Origin of the sequence: Larkinella terrae, assembly GCF_009668025.1 — a bacterium.
Taxonomy (GTDB): Bacteria; Bacteroidota; Bacteroidia; order Cytophagales; family Spirosomataceae; genus Larkinella; species Larkinella terrae.
In genome coordinates this window covers 37,678-60,718 of the sequence record NZ_WJXZ01000005.1, presented here as the reverse complement: position 1 = coordinate 60,718, position 23,041 = coordinate 37,678, and the positions used below count along the sequence as shown (strand labels likewise).

Genomic DNA, 23,041 nt, shown 5'->3' with positions numbered 1-23,041 from the left:
CTCCTAAAACATCAGAATCATGCGCCTGATCATCGACACTGATATACAATACAAGACGCTTTTCATCGAAGTGGCAAAAGTGATTAACGCGAAAGTGCAGATTGATGAAAATTATCTAACTGAAAAGGAAGAAGAACTGGCATTGGCAAAGCTGGTGGAATCGGGTTCAAACGAAGGCCGAATGAGTGATGAAGAGCAGCGAGAGTTTACGAGCTGGCTCGGAAGTCGCTAAACTGCTATTGAACATTAGTCAAATTGAATGAGCAGCGCACAACGCGTTGCTTTTTTTTTTGTAGAATTGCTCATGCAAATATTCATTGATAACTCTTTTGGACGTGACGCAAAAAAGCTACCCGATTCGGTTGTAGCGGAATTAAATGAAATTTATAAAGCCCTCGAAGCAGCCCATTCTTTAGGCGAAGTCGTTTATGACATTAAGAAGATCGAAGGGCATCGAAAACGTAAAGCTTTCCGACTCAAACTAGAGAAAAATCGTGAATATCGGATTGGTTTTTATCTGGAAGGTGAGTCGATCGTTCTTTCCCGAATTCTGCATCGAAGAGATATTTACAATAGCTTCCCTCCTAAAAAATAAAAACTGTAGCTGATTCTTAATGTATTCAGCAGAATCGAGTAAATAAAATACCATTTTATCCTTCCCGTCTACAGAATCTCCTTTGAGTTTTTTACTTTTACCACTAGCTCATTAAATCCTTATTGAATGAAACGCATGAAAAATCTGCTGCTGGTTGCCGGTTTATTGGCTTTCAGTACTGTAGTATCGGTTGCGCAACGCAATCCTGAAGACAAAGCCGGCTGGAAACTCGGCTCGCAGTCCTACTCCTTCCGCCTGTTCTCCTTTGCCGAAGCCATTCGTAAAATCGATAGCTGCGGACTGAAATACGTCGAGGCTTTTCCGGGACAGACCATCGGGGGCGGAGTCGAAGGCAAAATGGACTATAAAATGGATGGAGCTACCCGCCAGGCCGTCAAAAAATTACTGAAAGACAAAGGGCTGACGCTTGTGGCTTTCGGCGTGGTCAATGCGCCGAACGAAGCCGACTGGAAAGCCCTGTTCGAGTTTGCCAAAGACATGGGCATTCTGAACATCAATACCGAGCCGAAAGTGGAGCAGATGCCTTACATTGCCCGGCTGGCCGACGAGTACAAAATCAATGTCGCGCTTCATAACCACCCCAAACCGTCGCACTACTGGCATCCCGACTCGGTTTTGGCGGTGATTGGCACGAGTAAATACGTGGGTTCCTGCGCCGACATCGGTCACTGGGTTCGCTCGGGGCTGGATCCGGTCGATTGCCTGAAGAAATTGCAGGGGCACATTCTGGGCATGCACTTCAAGGACGTGAAGAAAGATTCGCCGGATGGCAAACACCACGATGTGGTTTGGGGAAATGGCGACTGCAAGGTCGACGCAGTAATTGCCGAACTCAAACGCCAGCATTTCAAAGGCCCGATTTCGGTGGAATATGAGTACCACTGGGAAAACAACGGTCCCGAAATTGCCGAGAGCGTCAAATACTTCCGAAATGCTTTCAGCAAAAGCAAAGTGCAATAAATCAAAAAGAGCCCCGATCCTACGATTGGGGCTCTTTTTTGGAGTGAAAATGCCGGATTATCAGCGCAAAGACACAGTGCGCTCAGCTTGAACCGGTGTTTTCGTTTGCAGGTTAACTTCTTTTACAATTTTTGAAGCACCGTCACTGACTACAATTTTATATTCTCCATCTTCCAGTTGGCTCAGGTCAAAACGGGTGCGCGTGGTGGTTTCGTTTTTGTCCAGTTTATACGTTGCCAAAACGAAGCCCTTGCCGTCCAGAAGCAGAACGTTCAGTGAAGCGCCTTTTTCTTTCGCAACCATTACGTTTACTTTAGCGGTTTCGAGTGATGGATACAAACCGACCTGATAAGAGGTACCGGTTTTTGCGTTGTCTGAATTGGCAAATGTGAACGCCGATGCGCTAATTGCGAGCGCGACGAATGCGGATGTGATAAACGATTTCATGGTGTGTTTTTGTGTTCTACTTAGTTGTTGTTGTTTATGTCGTGATTGACGATTCAAAAGTAGCAGCTCAAATTCAGTCCACCGAAGGATAGTACGCAAATGGTCGAAGTACGTGGCCGAACGGTTGCTAAAATGGATGAATGATTTAACGGTAATCGCAAAAAATAAAAGTTAACAAACAGATTATCAGTTATTTATATAATTGAATTATTTTAAAATTTTTGCAATACGGTTCCAGAATAATCGTAAGTCCAGTAAAAACCGCAAAATTTTTGCGACCTTAATTTGAATAATGCAGAATAAAATAAAGAGTCATTAAAAAAAATGAGTGCATTAGCGTCTTCCTTTATCGCCCCACCAGTTTTTGAATTTTTCCAACAATTAATTGCCGCTGAGAGTACGCGACATGGCGGCATCAGTCCTTTTCCGTTTGCCTCACTCAACGTCGGCCTGAACACGGCAGACTCCCCGGAAAACGTTCAGGAAAACCGCCGACGGTTTTTCGCCGATCTCGGTATCGACGAGTCGCGGATTGCTTCGTCACACCAGGTCCACGGCGACCGCATTCTGACGGTTACTGAACCGGGCCGGTTTGAAGGTTACGATGCGCTGATCACCAAACTGCCGAATCTATTTCTAACCGTTACGGTCGCCGATTGCACGCCGATTTTGATTTATGATGCCCGGCAGCAAGCAGTGGCTGCGATTCATGCGGGCTGGCGCGGCACAACCGCCCGGATTGTGGCAAAAACCGTTCAGGCCATGCAGACCCAGTTTGGCACCCAGCCGGCCGACTGTCACGCCTATGTGGGAACCTGCATCGATCAGTGTTCATTCGAAGTAGGCAACGAAGTGGCCGATCAGTTTGACGACGTCCACAAACAGTTCGACCCCGGGCGGCAGAAATTTATGATTGATTTAAAAGCTGCCAATGTGGCTCAATTGGTGCAAACCGGTATTACCCACACGCAAATTGGAATTTCGCCGTATTCAACGGTTTTGAATAACGCAGATTTTTTCTCCTACCGTTCCGAAAACGGCAACACGGGCCGAATGCTGGCGGTAATCGGTTTTCAGGCTATCGACTAAAACCGCCTGAAGCGGTTTCGTAAACAAACCGGCTCATTTGGTGTTTTATACTTCAAACCAAACGTTTCGGACGGACATGGGACTGTTGATGACAATTCTGGTTGGGGCCATTGCCGGATGGCTGGCCGACATTGTTTTTAAGCGCTTTTCCTTCTCGCTTTTTATGGAGATTTTGCTCGGTATTGCCGGAGCATTCGTTGGCGGCTGGATTTTCGGCAACACCTTTGCCACGGGCGCCGGTGGGCTCCTCGACCGGGTTCTGACCGCTTTTGTTGGTGCCGTGATCATTCTGGGAGTTGCTGCCCTCATCAAGGGTTCGCGAAAAACCACTTAACGAATCACTTCATTATTCGATCTTCGATATTCAATATTCGTTATTTAACGTTTTTAAATCACAAACTCCACTTCCTTAAACGCAAAATTTCGCAGCGTCTCTCCTACCTGAATCGCCAGTCGACCGGTTTCTTCCACACCTACGATGATACCCCAAAAGCGTTCGCCATTGGCCATAAACTCGCTTTCTTCCTGGTAGCGGAATAATAATTGTAAATAATTCGTTTTCAGTACGTCGCGCTGTCCGGCTCTGAGCGCCATATAACGCCGTTCCAGTGATTCCAAAAGCCCCGGCAACAATTCCGGCAGAACGAAATCCTGTTCATTTGGTGTTTCATTAATAAGTGAGGTTGCGGTCGGGGTCTGAAAGCGGCTTTGGTTGATATTTAGCCCGATTCCGACGATCGACCAGGCAATTGTATAGCCATACAGTGTGTTTTCAATTAAAATACCACCAACTTTACGTTCCTGAATATAAAGATCGTTCGGCCACTTGATTTTCAACCGGTTGCCGACGTAAGTTGCCAGCCAGTCGCTGATGCCGAGCGAAATGGCAATGTTCAGCCAGAACTGATCCGATGCCTGCAGGAAGGTGGGTTGCAGGATAACCGAAAATGTCAGGTTTTGACCGGGTTGCGCTTCCCATTGATTGCCCCGCTGTCCTCGTCCGGCGGTTTGGTTACAGGTGATGACGACGGTTCCATCCAGAACGGTTTCGGAGGTAATCAGACTAGCCGCAACATCGTTGGTAGACTGACAAGTTGGCAGATAATTAATATTTTGGCCAAGAAAAAGCGTTTTGGGTCGAAACTTGTACAAATTTTTAATACATTTAGTTGGATGAATGCCGAATTATGGTACAAAATGTAGTTTGTTGGACTCGTACCCGCTGATATCGGTTTTTGCAATTTAAAGCAGTAGCATGAGAATAAATAAACCAAAGGAATTATCATCCGAAGAATTGTGCAAACTCGTCGTGAAGGGAATGCAGGAAAAGAAGGCGATTGACATTGTTGTAATGGACCTTCGCGACGTCAAAAATGCCATTTCTGACTATTTTGTCATTTGTTCCGGTACATCCGACACGCAGATTGACGCCATCGCCGATTCCGTTGAAGAAGAAGTTTTCAAAGCCGGTCAGGTTAATCCCTGGCACGAAGAAGGCAAAACGAATCGGGAGTGGATTTTACTCGATTATGTGGATGTGGTTGTCCACGTTTTCAATAAGGAACGCCGGGTCTTTTATGATCTTGAGCAACTCTGGGGCGATGCGGAAATCCACACTGTGGAGGAAACCTTTGCCTGATAACTAAAACGGAGACCCGTCAGAGCAATGTTCTGGCCCGGAACAGACCCGAATGAGTGTTTATCCGCTCTTACGACCACCTACCCCGGTTACTTTCCGTTTATCGAAACCCAAACCCAGTAGAAACATTCCATTGCGAAATGATGTTTCCTTTTTTGTCTATTTAGCCGTAATTCTGTTGCAAAAATGCCTGATAATAATAGAAATCCACTTTCACCCCGAACTCCCCGTCGGCCCAACTTCCAGGGCTGGATTGTAGCGATCCTGATTGCAGCGATCCTCGGGATAACTTTTTTCAACCGCAGCAGTGCCGTACGCGATACGACCATCCGCGGGTTTGAAAAAATGCTCAAGAACAAGGAAGTCGAAAAAGTAGTCATTGTCAACAATGATCTTGTCGAAGTAACCCTGACGCAACAGGCGCTTCAACAGAAATACCGGAACCAGTTTCAGGATAAATCCTACTTCAATTCCGACTCCGGCCCGCACTTCAGTTTTCGGGTGTCGTCCGCCGAGTCGTTTAAGAAAGACCTGGATCGAATCCAGGAAGGCGTTCCGGATAACGAGAAAATCGATTATAAAATCGAGCAGCGCAGCGACTGGACCGGTTTTCTGCAAACCTGGGGTTTCTTTATTGTCATGATTCTTGCCATGTACTTCCTGCTGGGCAGGATGTCGGGCGGGGCGGGGCCCGGGGGTCAGATCTTCAACATTGGTAAATCCAAAGCGGCCTTGTTCGACGCCGAAAACCGGGTCAAAATCACGTTTAATGACGTAGCTGGTCTGGACGAAGCCAAGGAAGAGATCAAGGAAATTGTCGATTACCTGAAAAACCCGACCAAGTTTACCAAACTTGGGGCTAAAATTCCGAAAGGTGCGTTGCTGGTGGGCCCTCCGGGTACCGGTAAAACCCTGCTGGCCAAGGCCGTTGCGGGCGAAGCGGGCGTTCCGTTCTTCTCACTGTCGGGTTCTGATTTCGTTGAAATGTTCGTTGGTGTGGGTGCAGCCCGCGTTCGCGACCTGTTCAAACAAGCCAAAGAGAAAGCGCCCTGTATCATTTTTATTGATGAAATTGACGCCGTTGGTCGCTCACGCGGACGCGGTTCGATGCCCGGTGCCAATGACGAACGCGAAAACACGCTGAACTCACTGCTTGTTGAAATGGACGGTTTTGCCACCGATTCCGGTATTATCATCCTGGCCGCTACCAACCGTCCCGATGTGTTGGATTCGGCTCTGCTGCGTCCCGGCCGTTTCGATCGCCAGATCAGCATTGACAAACCGGATATCGTTGGCCGGGAAGCGATTTTCAAGGTCCATCTCAAGCCCATCAAACTCGATCCGGATGTCGATCCACGCGAGTTGGCGGCTCAGACACCCGGTTTTGCGGGGGCTGATATTGCCAACGTTTGTAACGAAGCGGCCCTGATTGCGGCTCGCCGGAACAAAGAATCCGTCGATATGCAGGACTTCCAGTATGCGATGGACCGGGTGATTGGCGGTCTTGAAAAGAAAAACAAATTGATTGCGCCGGAGGAAAAAGAAATCGTGGCCTACCACGAAGCCGGTCACGCCGTAACGGGCTGGTTCCTCGAACACGCCGATCCGCTGGTGAAAGTAACGATTGTACCGCGTGGTGTGGCGGCATTGGGTTACGCCCAGTATCTGCCCCGCGAACAGTATCTGTACCGGACCGAGCAGCTCATCGATGAAATGTGTATGACGCTGGGTGGCCGGGCGGCTGAAGAAAACGTCTTCGGTAAGATTTCGACCGGTGCGCTGAGCGATCTCGAGCGGATTACGAAGCTGGCGTACAGCATGGTAACGATGTATGGTATGAATGATAAAATTGGTAACGTTTCGTTTTATGATTCAAAACAAAGCGAATACCAGTTCAACAAACCGTATTCGGAAGCCACGGCGGAAGCCATCGACGACGAAGTTCGCAAGATTATTGATCAGGCTTATATCCGGACGAAAGAGCTGCTGGAGAAAAACCGGGCCGGTCTGGAAGCCGTAGCCAAAGAACTGCTGGAGAAGGAAATTCTGTTCCAGAAGGACCTGGTTCGCATTCTGGGGAAACGTCCTTTCCAGAAAGAAACGACCTATCAGGCTTACAAAAATAACAGCGAAGTGGTGGAGGAAGAAATCGGTACCGAAAGCAAACCGGAACAAACCAAACCGCTGCCAACGCCGGATCTGCCAGCTTTATCGTAAGTTGAATGAAATACAGCATAAAAAAAGCCGACTGATGTCGGCTTTTTTTATGCTGTCACAAATGCTATTTCAGCTATTTAAATTTGTAGCCCGTTACGTCGAATGAGTGATTGGCCGGGCCGAAAAAAATGAGTTTCAGCGTGCTCGTTGCCGGTTTTCCATTCACTTTTTCCGAGTAATATTCTTTTTTCGATTGCACCAGCAACTCATTTGGCCCTAAGGACGAAGAGAAGTTAATGCTATGGGCATCCGGGAGTTTAGCTTCCAGGGCGATTTCGTTAAATAGATACAACGGATAGGAGTTGAAGGGCACCTCGGCTACCCAAAGCCATTCCGTGTCTTTGCGTCCCAAGCTGGCCCGGTATTCCGTGGCAGTTAAACCGTATTGGCTTCCTTCGCGACCGGTGGCCTGATACCGCTTCTGGAACCGATTGTGGCAGGCATCCGCGTGATTAGGCGAATAAAAAGTTTTTCCAACGTTGTAGCGCATGATAATTTTGCCCTCATACTTGTCGGAAACATACACCCGGTAGCTCCCGTCGGGCTGGCCCGTCACGAACGTATAACCGCCAACAACCCCCGGAAAACTCAGATTGGCCAGTTTGCGATCAAAGCCGAACTGACCGGTTTGGGAGTTCAATAACACCTGGTAACGAACCACGGAGCCGTTATAATCCGTCTGTTCATAAACCAGCACCCGGTCGAAAACCAGCTTTTCAACAACTTCAGGTCGTTTTTTTGTAACCATGGCCAGTGCCTGTGCCTGCAACTGGCTCCCCTCTCCTTTCGGAAATCCCATCAATCCTACTAAACCCATTAAGGCAATAAACCGTTTTTTCATATCATCTCTGCAAACTGGTGGTTAAGCGACGGCTTCGTCATTAAGAATGCAATATCCGAGTTTCGGATGAAAAGAAGCAATGTGTTACCTTTGTATTCCTGAAAAAATATTCATGCTTTCGATTGAACACCTGGCGCTCCCACCGGGCCGAGCCGTTTACTTTGCTTCTGACTTCCATTTAGGATCACCGACGCCCGCTGCCAGCCGCGAACGCGAACGGCGGATTATCCGCTGGCTCGACATGATCCGGGCCGATGCGGAGGCCATTTTTCTAGTCGGCGATATCTTTGATTTCTGGTTTGAATACCGGCAAGTGATTCCGAAAGGCTTCAGTCGGCTTCAGGGTAAACTCGCCGAATTGTCGGACGCGGGTGTGAAACTGGCCCTCTTTCCCGGAAACCACGATATGTGGATGGCCGATTATTTCACCGAAGAAATGGGCATCCCGGTTTATCGATTGCCCAAATCGTACCAAATCGGTGATAAATATTTTCTGGTTGCGCACGGCGACGGTCTTGGCCCCGGCGATTTCACGTATAAGCAACTCAAAAAGGTATTTGAAAACGGTTTTGCCCGCTGGCTTTTCCGCTGGCTTCATCCCGACATCGGGCTATTCTTTGGAAACGGCTGGTCACACAAGCGAAAAGTAGACAAAAACTACATGCCGGATACCTACCGGGGCGATGAAGACGAATGGCTGTGGCATTATGCCCGGAGTATCGAAAGCCAGCAACACCACGATTACTATATTTTCGGCCACCGACACCTGCTGCTGGATTTGAAAGTGACCGAAAACAGCCGGTATCTTAATTTAGGTGAATGGATCAATTTGAATACCTACGCCCGATTCGACGGCCAAACGACGAAACTGCTGACGTTTGAAAAGTAGGGTATCGGTATACGGTTCTCAGTTTACGATATTTGGCCACCAACTACTTCAACATTCGTTATTCAATATTCGCTATTCAATATTTTCACTAAAATTCAAAACCGGTCCCTTAGTTATTCTTAAGAATATCCTGACGGGATAACCCTTCCGGCGGGGTTGCGTTGAGTTCCTGACGGAAGTCTTTCTTTTTCAGATCACCGTTTTTAACCGATTTGATAAAGCTGGCCCAGGCGAATGGGTTCAGGAAGGGAATGGTCGTCATCTGGCTCCGTCCCGTCAGGGATTCGCGGCCATACCATTGCTGATTGAGGTAATACTTGTAATTAGCGGTGGCACTCATCGGCGTGAGAGCCGCCAGTCGCTGCATGGACTCGGCACTGAGGTTGCGGGCCATGTTTTCGCGCTCCTTTTCATCCGGTAATTTCAGATTGACAAACGCCTGTTTGAAAAGCTCTTCCGTCGGATACGGATACACTTTTACTTCCGTCAGCATCTGCACGTCTTCCTGCATCGCCACCACTGCCGAATAGGACTGTTCCGTCAACCGGCGGGGAATAATGTGGTATTGCTTTTTATAACCCAGGTAACTGAAAACAATACTATCGCCCGGCAAAACCGGAATCGCAAAATACCCGACCGTGTTGGACAAAACGCCCCGCCCGGCCCGTGGGATCGAGATATAGGCTTCCGGCAGCGGTTCAGAGGTTTTCCCGGCGGTAATAATCCCGGTAAACATGATCAGCTTTTCCTGTCCCTGCGCCTGCGAAGAGCTACGAATTGTCAGCAATAATCCCGACGCAATGGCCAGCACGGTTAGTATTTTTATAAATGAAGTCTTCATGTTTCAAACTTAAAACGCCCGTCTCACAAGCGTATTGTCTCTATTTTGTTGTACCTGACCAAAAGGCCGACTCCCGATCCGGGACTAAACGTTACGCAAACAGTTTCAAAAAAGTAATAATAAACGGAGCGGCCAGCAACAACCCGTCGAACCGGTCCAGAAAACCGCCATGCCCCGGAATCGTTGAGCCGGAGTCTTTGATGGCAATGCTTCGTTTAAACAGCGATTCGACCAGGTCGCCGTAGGTTCCCGTTACAACGATGATGGCGCCTACGCAGTACCACTCCCACGGCCGCAGATCATCGACGTAAATCGTCAGAAAAAAGGCAATGACCGCTGCCGCAACCGCTCCACCGACCGAACCTTCCCACGATTTTTTGGGAGAAACCCGCTCAAATAATTTTCTCCGCCCAAATTTGGTGCCTGCAAAGTAAGCCCCAATATCGCTCGCCCACAACAACAACAGGCACCCCAGCATCAAACCGGGGTGGTACGTACCACCCCGCAACGCCAGCACGTTCAGCAACGCGAACGGTACGGCTACATAAATCAATCCCAGGAAGGTAAAACCGATGTTGGTGAACGGTTTTAAGTCGCGCTTTTTGTATAACTTAATCAAAAAGATCATGGATGCTGCCGGACAGATCAGGAAGTAACTATCATAGTCAACAATCTGTTTTTCAATCAGATATGTCAACAAACAGATCAGACACCCTACGGCGGTGCCGTAATAGGTCAGCGGCTGGTTACCGTCCAGTCCGAGCAATTTATAGAATTCCAGTTGCGTCAACGCACTGATCGCGCAGAATAGCAAAGCAAACGTCCAGTCACTATACCAGATACCAAACAAAATGATGAGAACCCCTACAGCCGCGGCAATAACGCGCTGTTGCAGGTTAGACATCCGATTCAAATGGTCTTTCATGTAGAAAGTTAACTACAAATCAAGGTGGTTTATCCGGCGAAAATAAGAAAATATGACCAGGACAGGCCCAAATCGGTTTCTCTTTCCACCTATTTTATCTTACTTTACACATCACAATCATAGAGTTGGATTTGTCTGTGTTCTACTCTCCGACCTCATCGTGTATGCTTTTAGTTTTGCTTGGCCTGTTTTTTCAATTAACAGGAAACGGTCAACAACCGGATAACGACCTTCGTTCGCTACGTTGGGGGATGACCAGCAAAGAAGTTCAAACCGCTGAATTATCGGGTCCCTACCGGGTTACCGATACCACGCTCCTCTACCGCCAACGCTGGTTCTATGACTTCCCGGCTTCGGTGAAATTTGCATTTGTCAAAGATCAACTCGCGGGAGCCCTCTATATTCTTACTGACCGACACATCCGCGCACAACAGCATTGGGATGATTATCAGGCTATTATTAAAATTCTGACCGATCGCTACGGGCCACCATCCGGCGATTACCTGACCTGGAATTATCCCTTGTATAAAGATCGCCCGGACCACTACGGCGATGCGGTTTTACTCAGTCACCTGAGTCGTTCGTGCATCTGGGAAACCGCCCGGACCGTGATTACGCTGGAAATGTCCGGCAAGCCCAAAGAAGGCATCTACACGGTGATTTCCTACGCCAAAAAAAATGACAACGAAAGCAAATAACGAATCCGAAAAATACCGGTTTTCCCGATTCATTAGACACCTTTCAGTATTCTAAATCCGCTGAAATCAGGTGAATTTTAGCAATGGCGGCATCTTCGGCCTGCACATAGACTTCGCAGTTCCCCAGGAGATAATTACTATCTTTTTTATTGACAACAACGGCATTGATTTGATGTTCGGCTAACAATACTTTGGCCAGTTCGGCGCGGTAGGTGGTCGATGTTACCAGTACTTTCTCCCACTGATCAGACATAGGGCTGGGACGGCGATTGATTCGATTTTCTAAAAAAGGCCAAAAAACCTATGGTTAAAAGTAGCGAAATTAACGCGCCGGTCAAAGGAACGGATTCCGTATTTTCAATATCCACCGAAATCATCCGGCGGTGAAATAACCAGACCATTAAAACCGTAAAGCTGTTGTTAACCGCATGTGCGAGAATTGGCACCCAAATATTTCCCGACCACAAATACAGATAACCAAATAAGGCTCCCAGCAGCGCCCGCGGCACGAAACCGTAAAACTGTACGTGAATGGCGCTGAAAATCAAGGCGGAAAGCCAGATGGCAACGTGAACGTTTCCCGTCCATTGAGCCAGTTTTCGTTGTAACATTCCGCGGAAAAGCACTTCTTCGCCAATGCCGGGAATGAGACCGATGACGATCAGCGCCATGACGAGTTCAATCGGTGAGGTAAAATTGGTCAGGAAGTTGGTCAGACCCGCCATTTGGTCTTCCTTCTGTTTCATCCATTCTTCCAGCCCGGCGAACGAATCCGGAAGGTCGATGTTTTGATTCCACTCGATGATCAATCCGTTGAGCGGCATAAACGTGATCGTCAGCAGCGCCACCAATCCGACCGAATGAACCGCTGAAAGCCGCCGGTCGTTAAAATCCGACCAGGTTCGGTGCTCGATCCAGCGCTGGAATAAAAGACAGGGCAGTAAAAACGAGCAGAGGTGACTCACGGCCTGAATCAGCATCAGTAAATTCCAGCTACCCGGATAATCGGCCGGATTGGTCAGAATGTCAGCCATATCGGCCGCCGTCTTGCTGCCATTGGTCGAAGCCCAGGCCCCGAGAAACAATCCGGCCAGCAAACCGCCCAGCGACATACCCAGCAGGACAAATCCTAACAGAACCAGCAGGCTACGGAATGGATGCAAAGGTGGTTTTGACGAGGGATTCGAGCGGAAGTCTTCCATAATTGGTGTAAATTTACGCCCAAACCGGCAAGGAATTCAACAGCCGGGTGGTTTTTTATAAGACATTTCAATCAGAGCGTATACACCTGTCAGGTTTTGGAAACCTGACAGGTGTCGAACATCTTTTGAAATTGCGTTGTTAGCGGTATATGGTTAAAATTGGATCAATCGAACTGGGCGACTTCCCGTTGTTACTGGCCCCGATGGAGGATGTCAGCGATCCGCCGTTTCGGGCGGTTTGTAAAGACAACGGGGCGGATTTGATGTACACGGAGTTTATCTCGTCGGAAGGACTGATTCGTGACGCGGCCAAGAGCGTCCAGAAACTGGATATTTTTGAGTACGAACGGCCTATCGGAATTCAGTTGTTCGGTTCCGATATCGAAACCATGCGGGCCTGCGCCGAAATTGCCAGCCGCGCCAATCCGGATCTGATCGACATTAATTACGGTTGCCCGGTCAAAAACGTAGCGTGCCGGGGCGCCGGAGCGGCTTTGCTGCAGGACATTCCAAAGATGGTCAAAATGACCGAAGCCGTCGTGAAAGCTACGCACCTGCCCGTAACGGTCAAAACGCGGCTGGGCTGGGACGATAATACGAAAAATATTCAGGATGTAGCCGAACGCTTACAAGACATTGGCATTCAGGCATTAACGGTTCACGGGCGGACACGCGTGCAAATGTACAAAGGCGATGCGGACTGGACATTGATCGGTCGAGTGAAAGAAAATCCCCGCATCCGAATCCCGATTTTTGGCAACGGCGACATCGACACGCCCGAAAAAGCCCTGGAATATAAAAATCGCTACGGCGTCGATGGCATCATGATTGGCCGGGCGAGCATCGGGTCTCCCTGGATTTTCAACGAAATCAAACACTTTCTCCGCACGGGTGAACACCTGCTGGCACCCACCCTCGCCGACCGGGTGGCGGTTTGTAAAAAGCATCTGGAATTCTCCATCCGCTGGAAAGGTGAAAAAACCGGTATTTTCGAAATGCGCCGGCATTACACCAACTATTTCAAAGGAATGGAGAACTTCAAACCGTTCCGGCAACGGCTGGTTCTGGCCGACACGTTTGCCGAAATCGCCGGTATTCTGGATGAAATCTGCGATGCCTACGAGGTCGTATTAACCTAACAGTCAATCATTCAGGGCTTTAATTGTTACTGTACGCCAGGATCGGGCTGATTTTGGGTTTTTCCTCCGTGTCCTGGATTTCCTGCAATTTTGAGTATTTAATGACCGGATAGACCGCTGACAATAAGGCCCAGATAAAACCGGGATAGCCGTCGAGCAAACCGCCTTTGAAAAAATAAATCTTCAGAAACGTAAACAGAAAACGAAGCCCCTGCAGCGGGATGTTGGCTTTTTTATGTCGGGAAGCCATTTCCTCCGCGCTCAGAGTGGTATATTGATTCATTTTCAGGACGTAATCGTGCAATGATCCATAACTGTAATGAATCAGTACGCCCGAAAGCTGGCCAATTTCGCCGTTTACCCGAACCGATTCATGCACGGAGACGGGAGTAAAACTGCCTTCACGCCGGTTGAAAAGCCGTAAAACCGGTTGCCGGTTCTGACCGCTGTACCGCAAAACCCGACCCAGGAAAATGAGATTGCGGGGCAGCGAGTATCCTGCGAAAGCCGGAGGGTTACCAGCAAATAAGGCGATGATTTCGTTGGCAAGTGGCTCAGAGACAATCTCATCGGCATCAAGCACCAGCACCCAGTCATGTTTTGCCTGACCGACCGCATACTGTTTTTGAGCTCCAAATCCGTTGAATTTCCGATAGATGACCCGGCTGTCAAATTTCCTGGCAATGTGCAGCGTGGCATCCGTGCTTCCCGAGTCAACAATCACAATTTCATCCGCCCAATCCGCTACGGATGCAAGTGCCTGCTTCAGCGTCCGTTCGGCATTCAGCGTGATCACGACAACGGAAACGGGTATTTTTGCGGGAATTTTCATAGTGTGGTTAGTAGTGCGTTGGTTGAGTGATGTTCAATGGATTGGCTGGCCATACCCGGGAGTTCCTGGCGATATCGGAGGCTTTCGCGACCGGGCGCGCCCCGGAGTATAAACCAGGCTAAGTGCGCAAATAGGTTACTTTTAAATGCTTTTCGTCCCACTTTAACCGTGTAAAACAGTTGCAGCAGCAGCTGTGTCAGTCCGCTCTCGTACTTCCGGAAATAATAGAACAGCGACACGTAATATTCTTTTTCAATCAGCAGATTCCGTCGGGTGCTGCCTCCGCCCAGGTGCCGAAACCGCACGTCGGGAATCAGCATGGCTTTCCAGTTCATTGCCCGAAACCGTCGACACAAGTCCTCTTCCTCGCAGTACAGAAAAAAAGCCGGATCAAAACCGCCCGCTTCCCAGAAAGCCCTGGCGCGCACAAACAGTGCACTTCCCGTTACAACCGGCACGGCAGTTACGTCCTGATATACCCGGCGCCGGGAAAGATAATCCGCCGGTTTAATCCACCGCATGATGCCATGCCCGAGCAATTTGCCGCCCAGTGTCGGAAAATAATTGAAAGACGGTTCGTGCTCGTCCAGCCGATTAATGGCCTGCGCCGTACAAACCCCAACCGATTTATTTTCTTCCATAAAACCGAATAAGCGGCTACAGACATCGTCCAGCAACTGGCAATCGTTATTCAGAAAAAAGTAGTAGTCCGAGGAGGAATTAACCGACTGTAAACCCAACATATTTCCACCCGCAAAACCGAGATTGATCCGGCTCCGGATTAGTTTTAAATTGGGAAACCGGGTGATCGCGTACAAGCGATTAAAATCATCGATCTGGGAGCCATTATCCACAACAACCATCTCATAGTCAACCAACTGCGTTAGCGACCGAATGGAAGCTACGCAGTCCAGAGTTAAGCTACTGGAGTTGTAATTCAAGATAATAATCGATAATTTCATACCTGGTCTGAGGCAGATAAGTTTCTCGCTTTAAGGTATTTAATTCAAAATTTTGTAGAGATGGGGCGCACTAAACGGTAAGACAGAAGTCAGGCAATTAGCGTTGCATTTCAATACGCCAATTCTTAACGTACCGTTGCGTCCTAATTTAATTTTATACTTTCTTCGAACGCAGGAACCGGATAATGGTTTCAAATCCAGTGATTTACTGCCTCAACTTTTTCGAAAATGACCGAACCAAACCGCACTGGACAGCGGTTTTCAGACTATGACGAAACCATTTACCGAAAACTCACTTTCTGCCAGCGAACCCGTTGACCATCCTCCATCGAAACGCCGGTTCTGGGCCTGGCTGCTGCTCATTCTGGTGGCCTTGATCTGGGGAACTTCGTTTATTCTGATCAAACACAGCTTGGCGGTTTTTTCGCCGATGCAGGTTGGAACGGGCCGTATTTTCCTGGCTTTTGTTTTTTTTCTGCCGTATCTGCTCATTCTTGGCAAACAGTTTCCCGCAAACCGCTGGCTCCCGCTACTGGGCTCGGGCCTGCTCGGTTACCTGATTCCGGCGATTCTCTTCGCCACCGCCGGGGCTCATCTGAACAGCTCGCTTGCCGGAACACTCAACGCGCTCAGTCCGCTGTTTACCTTTCTGATCGGGATTATGCTGTTTGGCAAACGCCCCAGGCTGGTGCAGATTGGCGGCATTCTACTCGGATTTGCCGGGTCGGTTTTTCTCGTTTTTTTCAGCGCGACCGGTTCGTTTTCTTACAATGGCTACGCCTTTCTGATCGTGCTGGCCACGCTCTGCTACGGTTTTAACATCAACATCGTGTCGCGGTATCTGACCGATTTGCCCGCTTTGGTATCGACGGCTTCGACCTTTGCGATGGTCGGCCCGCTTGCCCTGCTCGGTCTGGCAACCACCGATTTTCCCACGCGGGCATTTTCTACGGGCTCAACACCCTCGCTGCTGATGCTGGTCACGCTCGGCATGGTCGGATCCGGTTTTGCCACCATTCTATTTAACCGAATTATTCAGTTAACTTCCGGCGTGTTTGCCTCGACGGTTACGTACCTGATTCCGGTCGTTGCGGTACTTTGGGGACTGCTCGACGGCGAACCGCTCCACTGGCCGCAGGTTGCCGGTATGGGAATTTGCCTGTTGGGTGTATATTTGATCAATAAAAAGTAAGATTTCCCCACATTCCAAAACGTCTTATCCATGTTTCGTGCCTCCGTCAATGATCAGGAATCGTTTGAAATCAGCTTTTCCGGTGATCAACCGGTTTTAAACGGCCAGCCCCTGCAGTGGGATCTGGCGCGCCTGAACGACCGAACGTTTCACATTCTGCACCAGAACCGTTCGTATACGGCCGAAATTCTCCAGCTTGACCCCGCTGAAAAAACCGCTACCTTAAAAATAAATCAGTCGGTTCATCGCATTAAGCTGAAAGACCGCTTCGATCTGCTCCTGGAAAAAATGGGCATGAGCGCGGCCAGTCAGACCAAAATCAACCACATCAAAGCCCCCATGCCCGGCCTGATCCTGAGCCTTAACATCCAGCCCGGCGACACCCTGCGGAAAGGTGATACGGTTTTGATTCTGGAAGCGATGAAGATGGAAAACGTCATCAAATCCCCCACCGACGGCATCATCAAAACCGTACTGATCAATCGGGGCCAGACCGTCGACAAAAACCAGGTTCTGGTTGAGTTCAATTAAGAGTTAAAGTTACGAATACGTCTGTTAACTCGTAATTCTTGACTCTTAACTCATCACTTTTGCTATATTTGTCGCCAAACTTTCCTTCATGACTCAACTGAAATATAAACGCATTCTGCTCAAGCTTAGCGGTGAAGCTCTGAGTGGAGAAAAAGGGTACGGCATCGATCCGGTGATTTTGGACCAATACAGTCTGGAAATCAAGCGGGTAGTTGAAATGGGTGTCCAGGTTGCCATCGTGATTGGCGGGGGCAACATTTTCCGGGGCATTCAGGGCGAACGCAGCGGCATGGACCGGGTTCAGGGCGATTACATGGGCATGCTGGCCACGGTCATCAATGCCATGGCCATCCAGAGTTCGCTCGAACAGCACGGTTTGTATACGCGCGTGATGTCGGCCATCAAAATGGAGCAGGTCTGCGAACCCTATGTTCGTCGGCGTGCGGTTCGTCACCTCGAAAAAGGCCGGATCGTTATTTTTGGGGCCGGAACCGGTAATCCTTACTTCACAACCGATACAACGGCCAGTTTGCGGGCCATTGAAGTGGAAGCCGACGTGGTGCTAAAAGGGACGAAAGTCGACGGTGTGTACACCGCCGATCCGTTCAAGGACAAAACCGCTACCCGCTATACCACCATTTCGTTTCAGGACGTTTACGAAAAGAAACTCAACGTAATGGACCTGACCGCCTTTACGCTGTGCAAGGAAAATAATCTCCCCATCATCGTGTTCGATATGAATCGAGCAGGGAATCTGGTTCGGCTGGTCGAAGGTGACGATATCGGGACCCTGATCACTGGATAGAATGATGAATTATGGACGATGAATTATGACGGGGCCGCCCATGCGGAGATGGACAAAGAATGTACAAAACCATACATTCATCGTTCATCGTCCATAATTCATCATTATTTTATAACTAATGGAAGAGATTGAGCTTTATCTCGAGGACGCCCGGGATACGATGGAAAAGGCGTTGAAGCATTTGAATATCGAATTAGGAAAAATCCGGGCGGGCAAAGCCTCTGCTTCGATGCTGGACGGTCTTCAGGTGGAATACTACGGTATGAATTCTCCCATCAACAACGTTGCATCGATTACGACGCCCGACGCCCGGACCATCGCCATCAAACCGTTCGAACGGAAAATGATCGGCGAAATCGAGAAAGCCATTCGCAACAGCAATCTCGGCCTGTCGCCGACCAACGACGGCGAAAACATCCGGCTGAATATTCCCGCCCTGACCGAAGAACGTCGCCGGGATCTGGTCAAGAAAGTCAAGGCTGAAATTGAAGTGGCTAAGGTCAACGTCCGGAACATCCGCAAAGACACCAACGACGGCATCCGGAAACTGACCAAAGAAGGCGTTTCGGAAGACGAAGTGAAGAAAGGTGAAGAGCGCGTTCAGAAACTGACCGACAGTTACATCGCTAAAATCGACGAAATTTTCGTCGCCAAGGAAAAGGATATTATGGTGGTGTAAACCCCTGCTGCGGTTTTTATTCAACAGGTGTTGCTCCCGAAAACCGAGCGGTTTCGGGATCAACACCGGTTTAGCTTTTGACTTCTTTTAGCTCTGAGTCAACTTCATCTTCTTCTTTTGACTGGACCAGTTCGGTCCGGATTCCGTTGTCAGGATAACGATCTTTCTGCGATGAAAAAACCGGTCCGGCCCCGCCAATTCCGATGCCCATCAACGCTAACCCAAGCAATAGACCCAGGCCGACCAGCCTGAGCAGTTTTATGACTTTTTTCATGGAAATAGAATGGTATTCAGCTGTATATCAACAGCCGGGTGACTTTTTAGAAGTGTGAATAGAAAGCCGGTTTTCGGCTGGCCGAAAATGGATTATCCCCGGTAAAAAGTCACGGATTCCTCGTCGGAGCTTTGAGGAATGGTTTTGGGAAGAAGAAAATGGCAGGCGGTTTTACCAACCGCAGTAGCTTTTGAAAAAACCGCAAACTTTACTTTTTCGAGCCGGTTGAAGACAACTAAATTCCGAAGATCGAATAAAAAACGGACCGACAAAATCGCTTTCTTAGCGACAGCAAGCGGTTCACTCTTAAATACAACGGATCGGACCGGCGAAACAACGGGCCGCGCCGAAGTAACGGATTCGATCTGAACGGGTCGTTGTTTGAAATCCGAATCGCCAAAACTACCCCAAAGCAGAAACAGCCCGCAAAACAGCGTGACGAGCAGCAACCATTCGGCGGCACGGTTTCGGAAGTTGGGGATTTGGCGGTTGCGATTGATCATTTCAACCGTAAAGAAACACATTTTTTATCAACAAGTACGGTTTGGTTGAAACCGTACTTGTTGAATTTTGGCCGGAAAATCAGAGTTCGACGATCGATCGAAACGGACCGGTTGTCTCGAATTGCGCCCACCAGATTCGGGAGCCGGTCGAATCGACCAGAATAACCCGGAATCCACTGTTGGCTCCTCCCGCGATAACTGTCTGGATTTTGCTACCCGAATACTGGGTGCTGAGGTACGTTCGGGCGGTTTCGGGCAAGTTCGTCTGGGCGATCAGCAAACCCTGATCAATCAGCGCACCGGTTACCCGAAAAACGGCCACTTTCGAAGCCGATGCATCGGTAAATCGCGCTTCCCAGATCCGCTCCTGAAAATTCGTCCAGGTAACGGCCTGCGCGTTGGGAAACGCCGATTGCAACCCACCGTAAGCGCCCGGAGCCACCCCGGCCCGCGACGCTTCATAAATAAAATCCGCCCCGGCCTTATCCTGGCAATTAAAACTGACGACCGCGACAACCAACAGGCTGACGAAGGCCCACAAACGATTCACCCTTGATTTGCTTATCATAACTTTCTTTTTTTTAGATGTAACTGATTGATTAATTGCTCATTAGACTGAAGTTAATATTCCTACTCGTCCAGATCCTTCAGCCGGTGAACGCGGTGGCGGTAGAAAAACCGGTAGATAATCGGGAAGATCAGAAGCGTTAAAACCGTAGCTGTCACCAGTCCACCAATCACGACAATGGCGAGCGGTTTTTGGGTTTCCGAACCAATCCCTGTCGAAATAGCCGCCGGAAGCAAACCAATGGCGGCCATGAGCGCCGTCATGACAACCGGCCGGATGCGGGACTGAACACCGGCGCGAATGGCCTCGTCGAGCGACATGCGGGCCAGCAGATTTTTGTTGAAAACCGAGATCAGAATCACCCCGTTTTGCACGCAAATCCCGAAGAGCGCGATGAAGCCGACGCCCGCTGAAATACCGAAATTCATGCTTGTGAGGTGCAGTGCGAGAATGCCACCAATCAGTGCAAACGGCACATTGAGCAGCACCAGCCCGGCATCTTTGGTGTTTCCGAAAGTGATAAACAGAATGACGAAAATGGCAGCCAGACTGATCGGAACGACCTGGGCCAGCCGCTCGGTAGCCCGAACCTGGTTTTCAAACTCCCCGACCCATTCCACCGAATAATCTTTGCCCGGTTTCAGAGCCGCATTCACTTTTTGCTGAGCCTCAGCGATGGTGCTGCCCAAATCGCGCCCGCGAACCGAGAATTTGACGCCGATAAACCGCTGATTGATATCGCGGTAGATGAAGGCCGGACCGGTTTGCTTCCGAACCGAAGCAATTTCCCGCAGCGGAATCAGGCCGCCTTTCAGCGTCGGCACCATCAGGTTCATGATGTCTTCCTCGCTCTGGCGGTACGCATCCTGATACCGAACCCGAATGTCGAATCGCCGTTCGCCTTCGTACAGGACTGAAGCGGTTTTTCCACCAATCGCCATCTCGATAACGGCCTGCGCATCGGCGGTCGTCACGCCATACAGAGCCATTTTATGGTCGTGAAACAACACGCTGATTTCCGGCTGACCGACGTTGCGGATGATGCCCAGATCCCGCACACCCTCCACGTTTTTCATGGCTTTCAGGACCTGATCGGCGTATTTTTCCAGCTCATAAATGTCCGGACCGAAGATTTTCACCCCGTTGCTCGCTTTATAACCAGCCACGGCTTCGGCCACGTTGTCGATGATCGGTTGGGAATAATTGTACAGGACGCCGGGGTAATTCCGCAGTTTTTTGTCCATCTCATCGGTGAGTTCTTCCACCGAAATGCGCCGTTTCCACTCTTCTTTCGGGGTCAGATCGACCTGAAATTGGCAGAAGTAAAAACCGTTGGGATCGGTTCCGTCGTTCGAGCGACCCACCTGCGAAAGCACCTGTTTCACTTCCGGAAAGGTTTTCAGATCGTGCCGGATTTGACCGGCCATTTCCACACTTTCGGGCAATGACAGGCTCATGGGCAGTTCCGCCGTTACCCACAACGCGCCTTCGTTGAGTTGCGGCAGAAATTCCGTTCCCAGAAAACGGGCGGAGAAAAACGTGCCACCCATCAGCAGCAAAGCCGCAACGATGCTGCGCTTTTTTCGACCGTAACACCAGCCAAAACCCGCCATGACAACGCGGTCGAAGAAGTTGACGACGGGATTATTCTTTTCTCGAACGTTCTTTTTCAGCAGAATGGAACACAAAACCGGCACCAGCGTCAGCGTAAACAGCAGCGCACCCAGCAGGGCAAACCCCAGCGTCCAGGCCAACGGAGAGAACATTTTTCCTTCAACTTTCTGAAAGGAAAAAATCGGTAACAAGGCGGTAATGATGATCAGTTTGGAGAAAAAAACCGCCTTTCCCAGTTCCCCACCGGTTTTCCGGATCAGCCCCAGTTTGGCGAGTTTGTTGAAACGCGCCATGCCAACCTTGTGCGCCTGATGGTCGAGGGTGACAAATATTCCCTCGACCATCACCACCGCCCCATCGATGATAATCCCGAAATCGACGGCACCCATCGACAGCAAATTAGCCGACATCCCCCTCAATTTCAGACACATAAAGGCAAAGAGCAGCGCCAGCGGAATGATGATGGAAACGATGAGCGTGGTGCGCCAGTCGGCCATGAACAGAAAAACCATCACGGTTACCAGCACGATGCCTTCGGTGAGGTTGTGCAAAACCGTGTGCGTACAGAACTCGATCAGGTTGTCGCGGTCGTAAAACGTGACCATTTTGACGTCAGCCGGAAGAATTCGCGTATTCAATTGCTCGATCTTGGCTTTGACGCGCGTCAGCACTTCGCTGGGGTTTTCGGATTTCCGCATCACTACAATACCTTCCACCACATCGTCGTCGTCGTCCAGTCCGACCTGACCCACGCGCGGCAACTGTGATTCAGCTACTTCCGCGACGTTTTTCACCAAAACCGGATTTCCGTTCAGCTCTTCGATGATGATGTTGCCAATGTCCTGAATGGACGTCAGCAGGTCAATTCCGCGCACCACATACGCCTGCCCGCTCTTTTCGATGACGTCGCCCCCGACGTTGATGTTACTCCGGGTGACGGCCTGGTAAACTTCAAGTGGTGTCAAATCATATTTGGCGAGTTGCGTGGGATTGACCCGCAGTTCGTAGATTTTCTGCCGCCCGCCAAAAGCCACGACATCCGCGACGCCCGAAACACTCCGCAACTGGCGGTCGATCACCCAGTTATGAATCGTCAGCAGTTCGCGGCTGTCGCGCTTATCGCTTTTTAGCGTAAACCGGAAAATTTCCCCGGTTGGGCCGTAGGGAGGCTGGACATCCGGCTCAACGCCCTCGGGCAACGCCACATTCCGCAGTTGATTATTCACCTGTTGTCGGGCGAAAAAATCTTCAACATCGTCCTCAAAAATGATTTTGATGACCGACAACCCGAACATAGTAACGGAGCGAACGTTGGTTTTTCGCTGCACCGAGTTCATGGCGACTTCGATGGGAACCGTTACAAACCGCTCGATTTCTTCGGCGCTGCGGCCGTTCCACTCCGTTACGACGATGATCTGGGTATTGGTTACATCGGGAAACGCTTCCAGTGGCGTCTTCAGGTAGCTAAATACCCCGGCAACGACCAAACCGGCGGTCATGAAAAAGATAAAAAACCGGTTTTTCAGCGAAAAACCGACAATATTTCGAATGAATTGATTCATGAGTTCAATGAGCGAT

At 49.6% G+C, this 23,041-nt stretch carries 27 protein-coding genes; 14 read left to right on the top strand and 13 right to left on the bottom strand.

Features of this window, described 5'->3' with window-relative positions:
- Positions 1-19 precede the first annotated feature (19 nt).
- The 3 genes from GJJ30_RS09930 (at position 20) to GJJ30_RS09920 (ending at position 1,576) form a co-directional block, all read left to right on the top strand.
- Positions 20-232, top strand: coding sequence for a hypothetical protein (locus GJJ30_RS09930; protein ID WP_154174994.1), 213 nt, complete (start codon positions 20-22; stop codon positions 230-232).
- Positions 233-259: 27 nt separating this feature from the next.
- Positions 260-595, top strand: a complete 336-nt coding sequence (locus GJJ30_RS09925; RefSeq protein WP_154174993.1) for a type II toxin-antitoxin system RelE/ParE family toxin — start codon at positions 260-262, stop codon at positions 593-595.
- 126 nt (positions 596-721) lie between these two features.
- Positions 722-1,576: a sugar phosphate isomerase/epimerase family protein gene (locus GJJ30_RS09920; RefSeq protein WP_154174992.1), complete on the top strand. Its 855-nt coding sequence runs from the start codon at positions 722-724 to the stop codon at positions 1,574-1,576.
- A 60-nt stretch (positions 1,577-1,636) separates the two neighbouring features.
- Here GJJ30_RS09920 and GJJ30_RS09915 read toward each other — a convergent pair whose 3' ends face one another.
- A complete protein-coding gene (locus tag GJJ30_RS09915) occupies positions 1,637-2,023 on the bottom strand; it encodes a T9SS type A sorting domain-containing protein (protein WP_154174991.1) in 387 nt (128 codons plus the stop codon).
- Positions 2,024-2,347: 324 nt separating this feature from the next.
- On the opposite strand from GJJ30_RS09915, the gene pgeF reads away from it, so the two are divergent.
- Positions 2,348-3,112: a peptidoglycan editing factor PgeF gene (pgeF, locus tag GJJ30_RS09910; protein WP_154174990.1), complete on the top strand. Its 765-nt coding sequence runs from the start codon at positions 2,348-2,350 to the stop codon at positions 3,110-3,112.
- A 76-nt stretch (positions 3,113-3,188) separates the two neighbouring features.
- Entirely contained in the window at positions 3,189-3,446 is a 258-nt protein-coding gene (locus tag GJJ30_RS09905) for a GlsB/YeaQ/YmgE family stress response membrane protein (RefSeq protein ID WP_154174989.1), read from the top strand.
- A gap of 53 nt (positions 3,447-3,499) precedes the next feature.
- Here the strand turns inward: GJJ30_RS09905 and GJJ30_RS09900 are convergent, their stop codons facing one another.
- Positions 3,500-4,264, bottom strand: a complete 765-nt coding sequence (locus GJJ30_RS09900; RefSeq protein WP_154174988.1) for a biotin--[acetyl-CoA-carboxylase] ligase — start codon at positions 4,262-4,264, stop codon at positions 3,500-3,502.
- A gap of 103 nt (positions 4,265-4,367) precedes the next feature.
- Between GJJ30_RS09900 and rsfS the strand changes: the two genes are divergently transcribed.
- Both rsfS and ftsH read left to right on the top strand, forming a co-directional pair.
- Positions 4,368-4,751 carry a ribosome silencing factor gene (rsfS, locus tag GJJ30_RS09895; RefSeq protein WP_154174987.1) on the top strand — a complete coding sequence of 128 codons (384 nt, stop codon included), beginning with the start codon at positions 4,368-4,370 and terminating at the stop codon, positions 4,749-4,751.
- 186 nt (positions 4,752-4,937) lie between these two features.
- A complete protein-coding gene (gene ftsH, locus GJJ30_RS09890) occupies positions 4,938-6,968 on the top strand; it encodes an ATP-dependent zinc metalloprotease FtsH (protein WP_154174986.1) in 2,031 nt (676 codons plus the stop codon).
- A 73-nt stretch (positions 6,969-7,041) separates the two neighbouring features.
- Here ftsH and GJJ30_RS09885 read toward each other — a convergent pair whose 3' ends face one another.
- Entirely contained in the window at positions 7,042-7,809 is a 768-nt protein-coding gene (locus GJJ30_RS09885; RefSeq protein ID WP_154174985.1) for a hypothetical protein, read from the bottom strand.
- Positions 7,810-7,921: 112 nt separating this feature from the next.
- Between GJJ30_RS09885 and GJJ30_RS09880 the strand changes: the two genes are divergently transcribed.
- The gene (locus GJJ30_RS09880; RefSeq protein ID WP_154174984.1) at positions 7,922-8,698 is read left to right on the top strand and encodes a UDP-2,3-diacylglucosamine diphosphatase; all 777 of its coding nucleotides are present in this window, start codon (positions 7,922-7,924) and stop codon (positions 8,696-8,698) included.
- A gap of 109 nt (positions 8,699-8,807) precedes the next feature.
- Here GJJ30_RS09880 and GJJ30_RS09875 read toward each other — a convergent pair whose 3' ends face one another.
- Both GJJ30_RS09875 and GJJ30_RS09870 read right to left on the bottom strand, forming a co-directional pair.
- Positions 8,808-9,539 carry a carboxypeptidase-like regulatory domain-containing protein gene (locus tag GJJ30_RS09875; protein ID WP_154174983.1) on the bottom strand — a complete coding sequence of 244 codons (732 nt, stop codon included), beginning with the start codon at positions 9,537-9,539 and terminating at the stop codon, positions 8,808-8,810.
- A gap of 91 nt (positions 9,540-9,630) precedes the next feature.
- The gene (locus GJJ30_RS09870; RefSeq protein ID WP_154174982.1) at positions 9,631-10,464 is read right to left on the bottom strand and encodes a phosphatidate cytidylyltransferase; all 834 of its coding nucleotides are present in this window, start codon (positions 10,462-10,464) and stop codon (positions 9,631-9,633) included.
- 164 nt (positions 10,465-10,628) lie between these two features.
- Here GJJ30_RS09870 and GJJ30_RS09865 point away from each other — a divergent pair, with 164 nt between their 5' ends.
- Positions 10,629-11,162, top strand: a complete 534-nt coding sequence (locus tag GJJ30_RS09865; RefSeq protein ID WP_154174981.1) for a hypothetical protein — start codon at positions 10,629-10,631, stop codon at positions 11,160-11,162.
- Positions 11,163-11,205: 43 nt separating this feature from the next.
- Here the strand turns inward: GJJ30_RS09865 and GJJ30_RS09860 are convergent, their stop codons facing one another.
- Together GJJ30_RS09860 and GJJ30_RS09855 are read right to left on the bottom strand one after the other, a co-directional pair.
- Complete coding sequence (locus tag GJJ30_RS09860) at positions 11,206-11,415, bottom strand: DUF2007 domain-containing protein (protein WP_154174980.1); 210 nt, start codon at positions 11,413-11,415, stop codon at positions 11,206-11,208.
- Positions 11,408-12,364 carry a CPBP family intramembrane glutamic endopeptidase gene (locus GJJ30_RS09855; protein WP_154174979.1) on the bottom strand — a complete coding sequence of 319 codons (957 nt, stop codon included), beginning with the start codon at positions 12,362-12,364 and terminating at the stop codon, positions 11,408-11,410. Before GJJ30_RS09855 ends, GJJ30_RS09860 begins: the two co-directional genes overlap by 8 nt.
- Positions 12,365-12,513: 149 nt before the next feature.
- Here GJJ30_RS09855 and dusB point away from each other — a divergent pair, with 149 nt between their 5' ends.
- Positions 12,514-13,503 (top strand): tRNA dihydrouridine synthase DusB, encoded by a 990-nt coding sequence (dusB, locus tag GJJ30_RS09850; RefSeq protein ID WP_154174978.1) that lies wholly within the window; start codon positions 12,514-12,516, stop codon positions 13,501-13,503.
- A gap of 19 nt (positions 13,504-13,522) precedes the next feature.
- Here the strand turns inward: dusB and GJJ30_RS09845 are convergent, their stop codons facing one another.
- Together GJJ30_RS09845 and GJJ30_RS09840 are read right to left on the bottom strand one after the other, a co-directional pair.
- Positions 13,523-14,335, bottom strand: coding sequence for a glycosyltransferase family 2 protein (locus GJJ30_RS09845; protein WP_154174977.1), 813 nt, complete (start codon positions 14,333-14,335; stop codon positions 13,523-13,525).
- The gene (locus GJJ30_RS09840) at positions 14,332-15,297 is read right to left on the bottom strand and encodes a glycosyltransferase family 2 protein (RefSeq protein WP_154174976.1); all 966 of its coding nucleotides are present in this window, start codon (positions 15,295-15,297) and stop codon (positions 14,332-14,334) included. Before GJJ30_RS09840 ends, GJJ30_RS09845 begins: the two co-directional genes overlap by 4 nt.
- A gap of 268 nt (positions 15,298-15,565) precedes the next feature.
- On the opposite strand from GJJ30_RS09840, the gene GJJ30_RS09835 reads away from it, so the two are divergent.
- The 4 genes from GJJ30_RS09835 to frr all read left to right on the top strand — a co-directional run bounded on the left by GJJ30_RS09835 (position 15,566) and on the right by frr (position 18,504).
- Entirely contained in the window at positions 15,566-16,489 is a 924-nt protein-coding gene (locus GJJ30_RS09835) for a DMT family transporter (protein WP_154174975.1), read from the top strand.
- Between the two features lie 30 nt (positions 16,490-16,519).
- Entirely contained in the window at positions 16,520-17,020 is a 501-nt protein-coding gene (locus GJJ30_RS09830; RefSeq protein WP_154174974.1) for an acyl-CoA carboxylase biotin carboxyl carrier protein subunit, read from the top strand.
- Positions 17,021-17,108: 88 nt separating this feature from the next.
- Positions 17,109-17,825: a UMP kinase gene (gene pyrH, locus GJJ30_RS09825; protein WP_205880550.1), complete on the top strand. Its 717-nt coding sequence runs from the start codon at positions 17,109-17,111 to the stop codon at positions 17,823-17,825.
- Positions 17,826-17,943: 118 nt separating this feature from the next.
- Positions 17,944-18,504: a ribosome recycling factor gene (frr, locus tag GJJ30_RS09820; protein ID WP_154174973.1), complete on the top strand. Its 561-nt coding sequence runs from the start codon at positions 17,944-17,946 to the stop codon at positions 18,502-18,504.
- A 70-nt stretch (positions 18,505-18,574) separates the two neighbouring features.
- Here the strand turns inward: frr and GJJ30_RS09815 are convergent, their stop codons facing one another.
- The 4 genes from GJJ30_RS09815 to GJJ30_RS09800 form a co-directional block, all read right to left on the bottom strand.
- Entirely contained in the window at positions 18,575-18,778 is a 204-nt protein-coding gene (locus tag GJJ30_RS09815) for a hypothetical protein (protein WP_154174972.1), read from the bottom strand.
- A 92-nt stretch (positions 18,779-18,870) separates the two neighbouring features.
- A complete protein-coding gene (locus tag GJJ30_RS09810; protein ID WP_154174971.1) occupies positions 18,871-19,302 on the bottom strand; it encodes a hypothetical protein in 432 nt (143 codons plus the stop codon).
- Between the two features lie 58 nt (positions 19,303-19,360).
- On the bottom strand, positions 19,361-19,849 hold the full coding sequence (locus GJJ30_RS09805) for a hypothetical protein (RefSeq protein ID WP_154174970.1): 489 nt from the start codon (positions 19,847-19,849) through the stop codon (positions 19,361-19,363).
- Positions 19,850-19,911: 62 nt separating this feature from the next.
- Positions 19,912-23,025 carry an efflux RND transporter permease subunit gene (locus GJJ30_RS09800; RefSeq protein ID WP_154174969.1) on the bottom strand — a complete coding sequence of 1,038 codons (3,114 nt, stop codon included), beginning with the start codon at positions 23,023-23,025 and terminating at the stop codon, positions 19,912-19,914.
- Between the last annotated feature and the right edge of the window lie 16 nt (positions 23,026-23,041).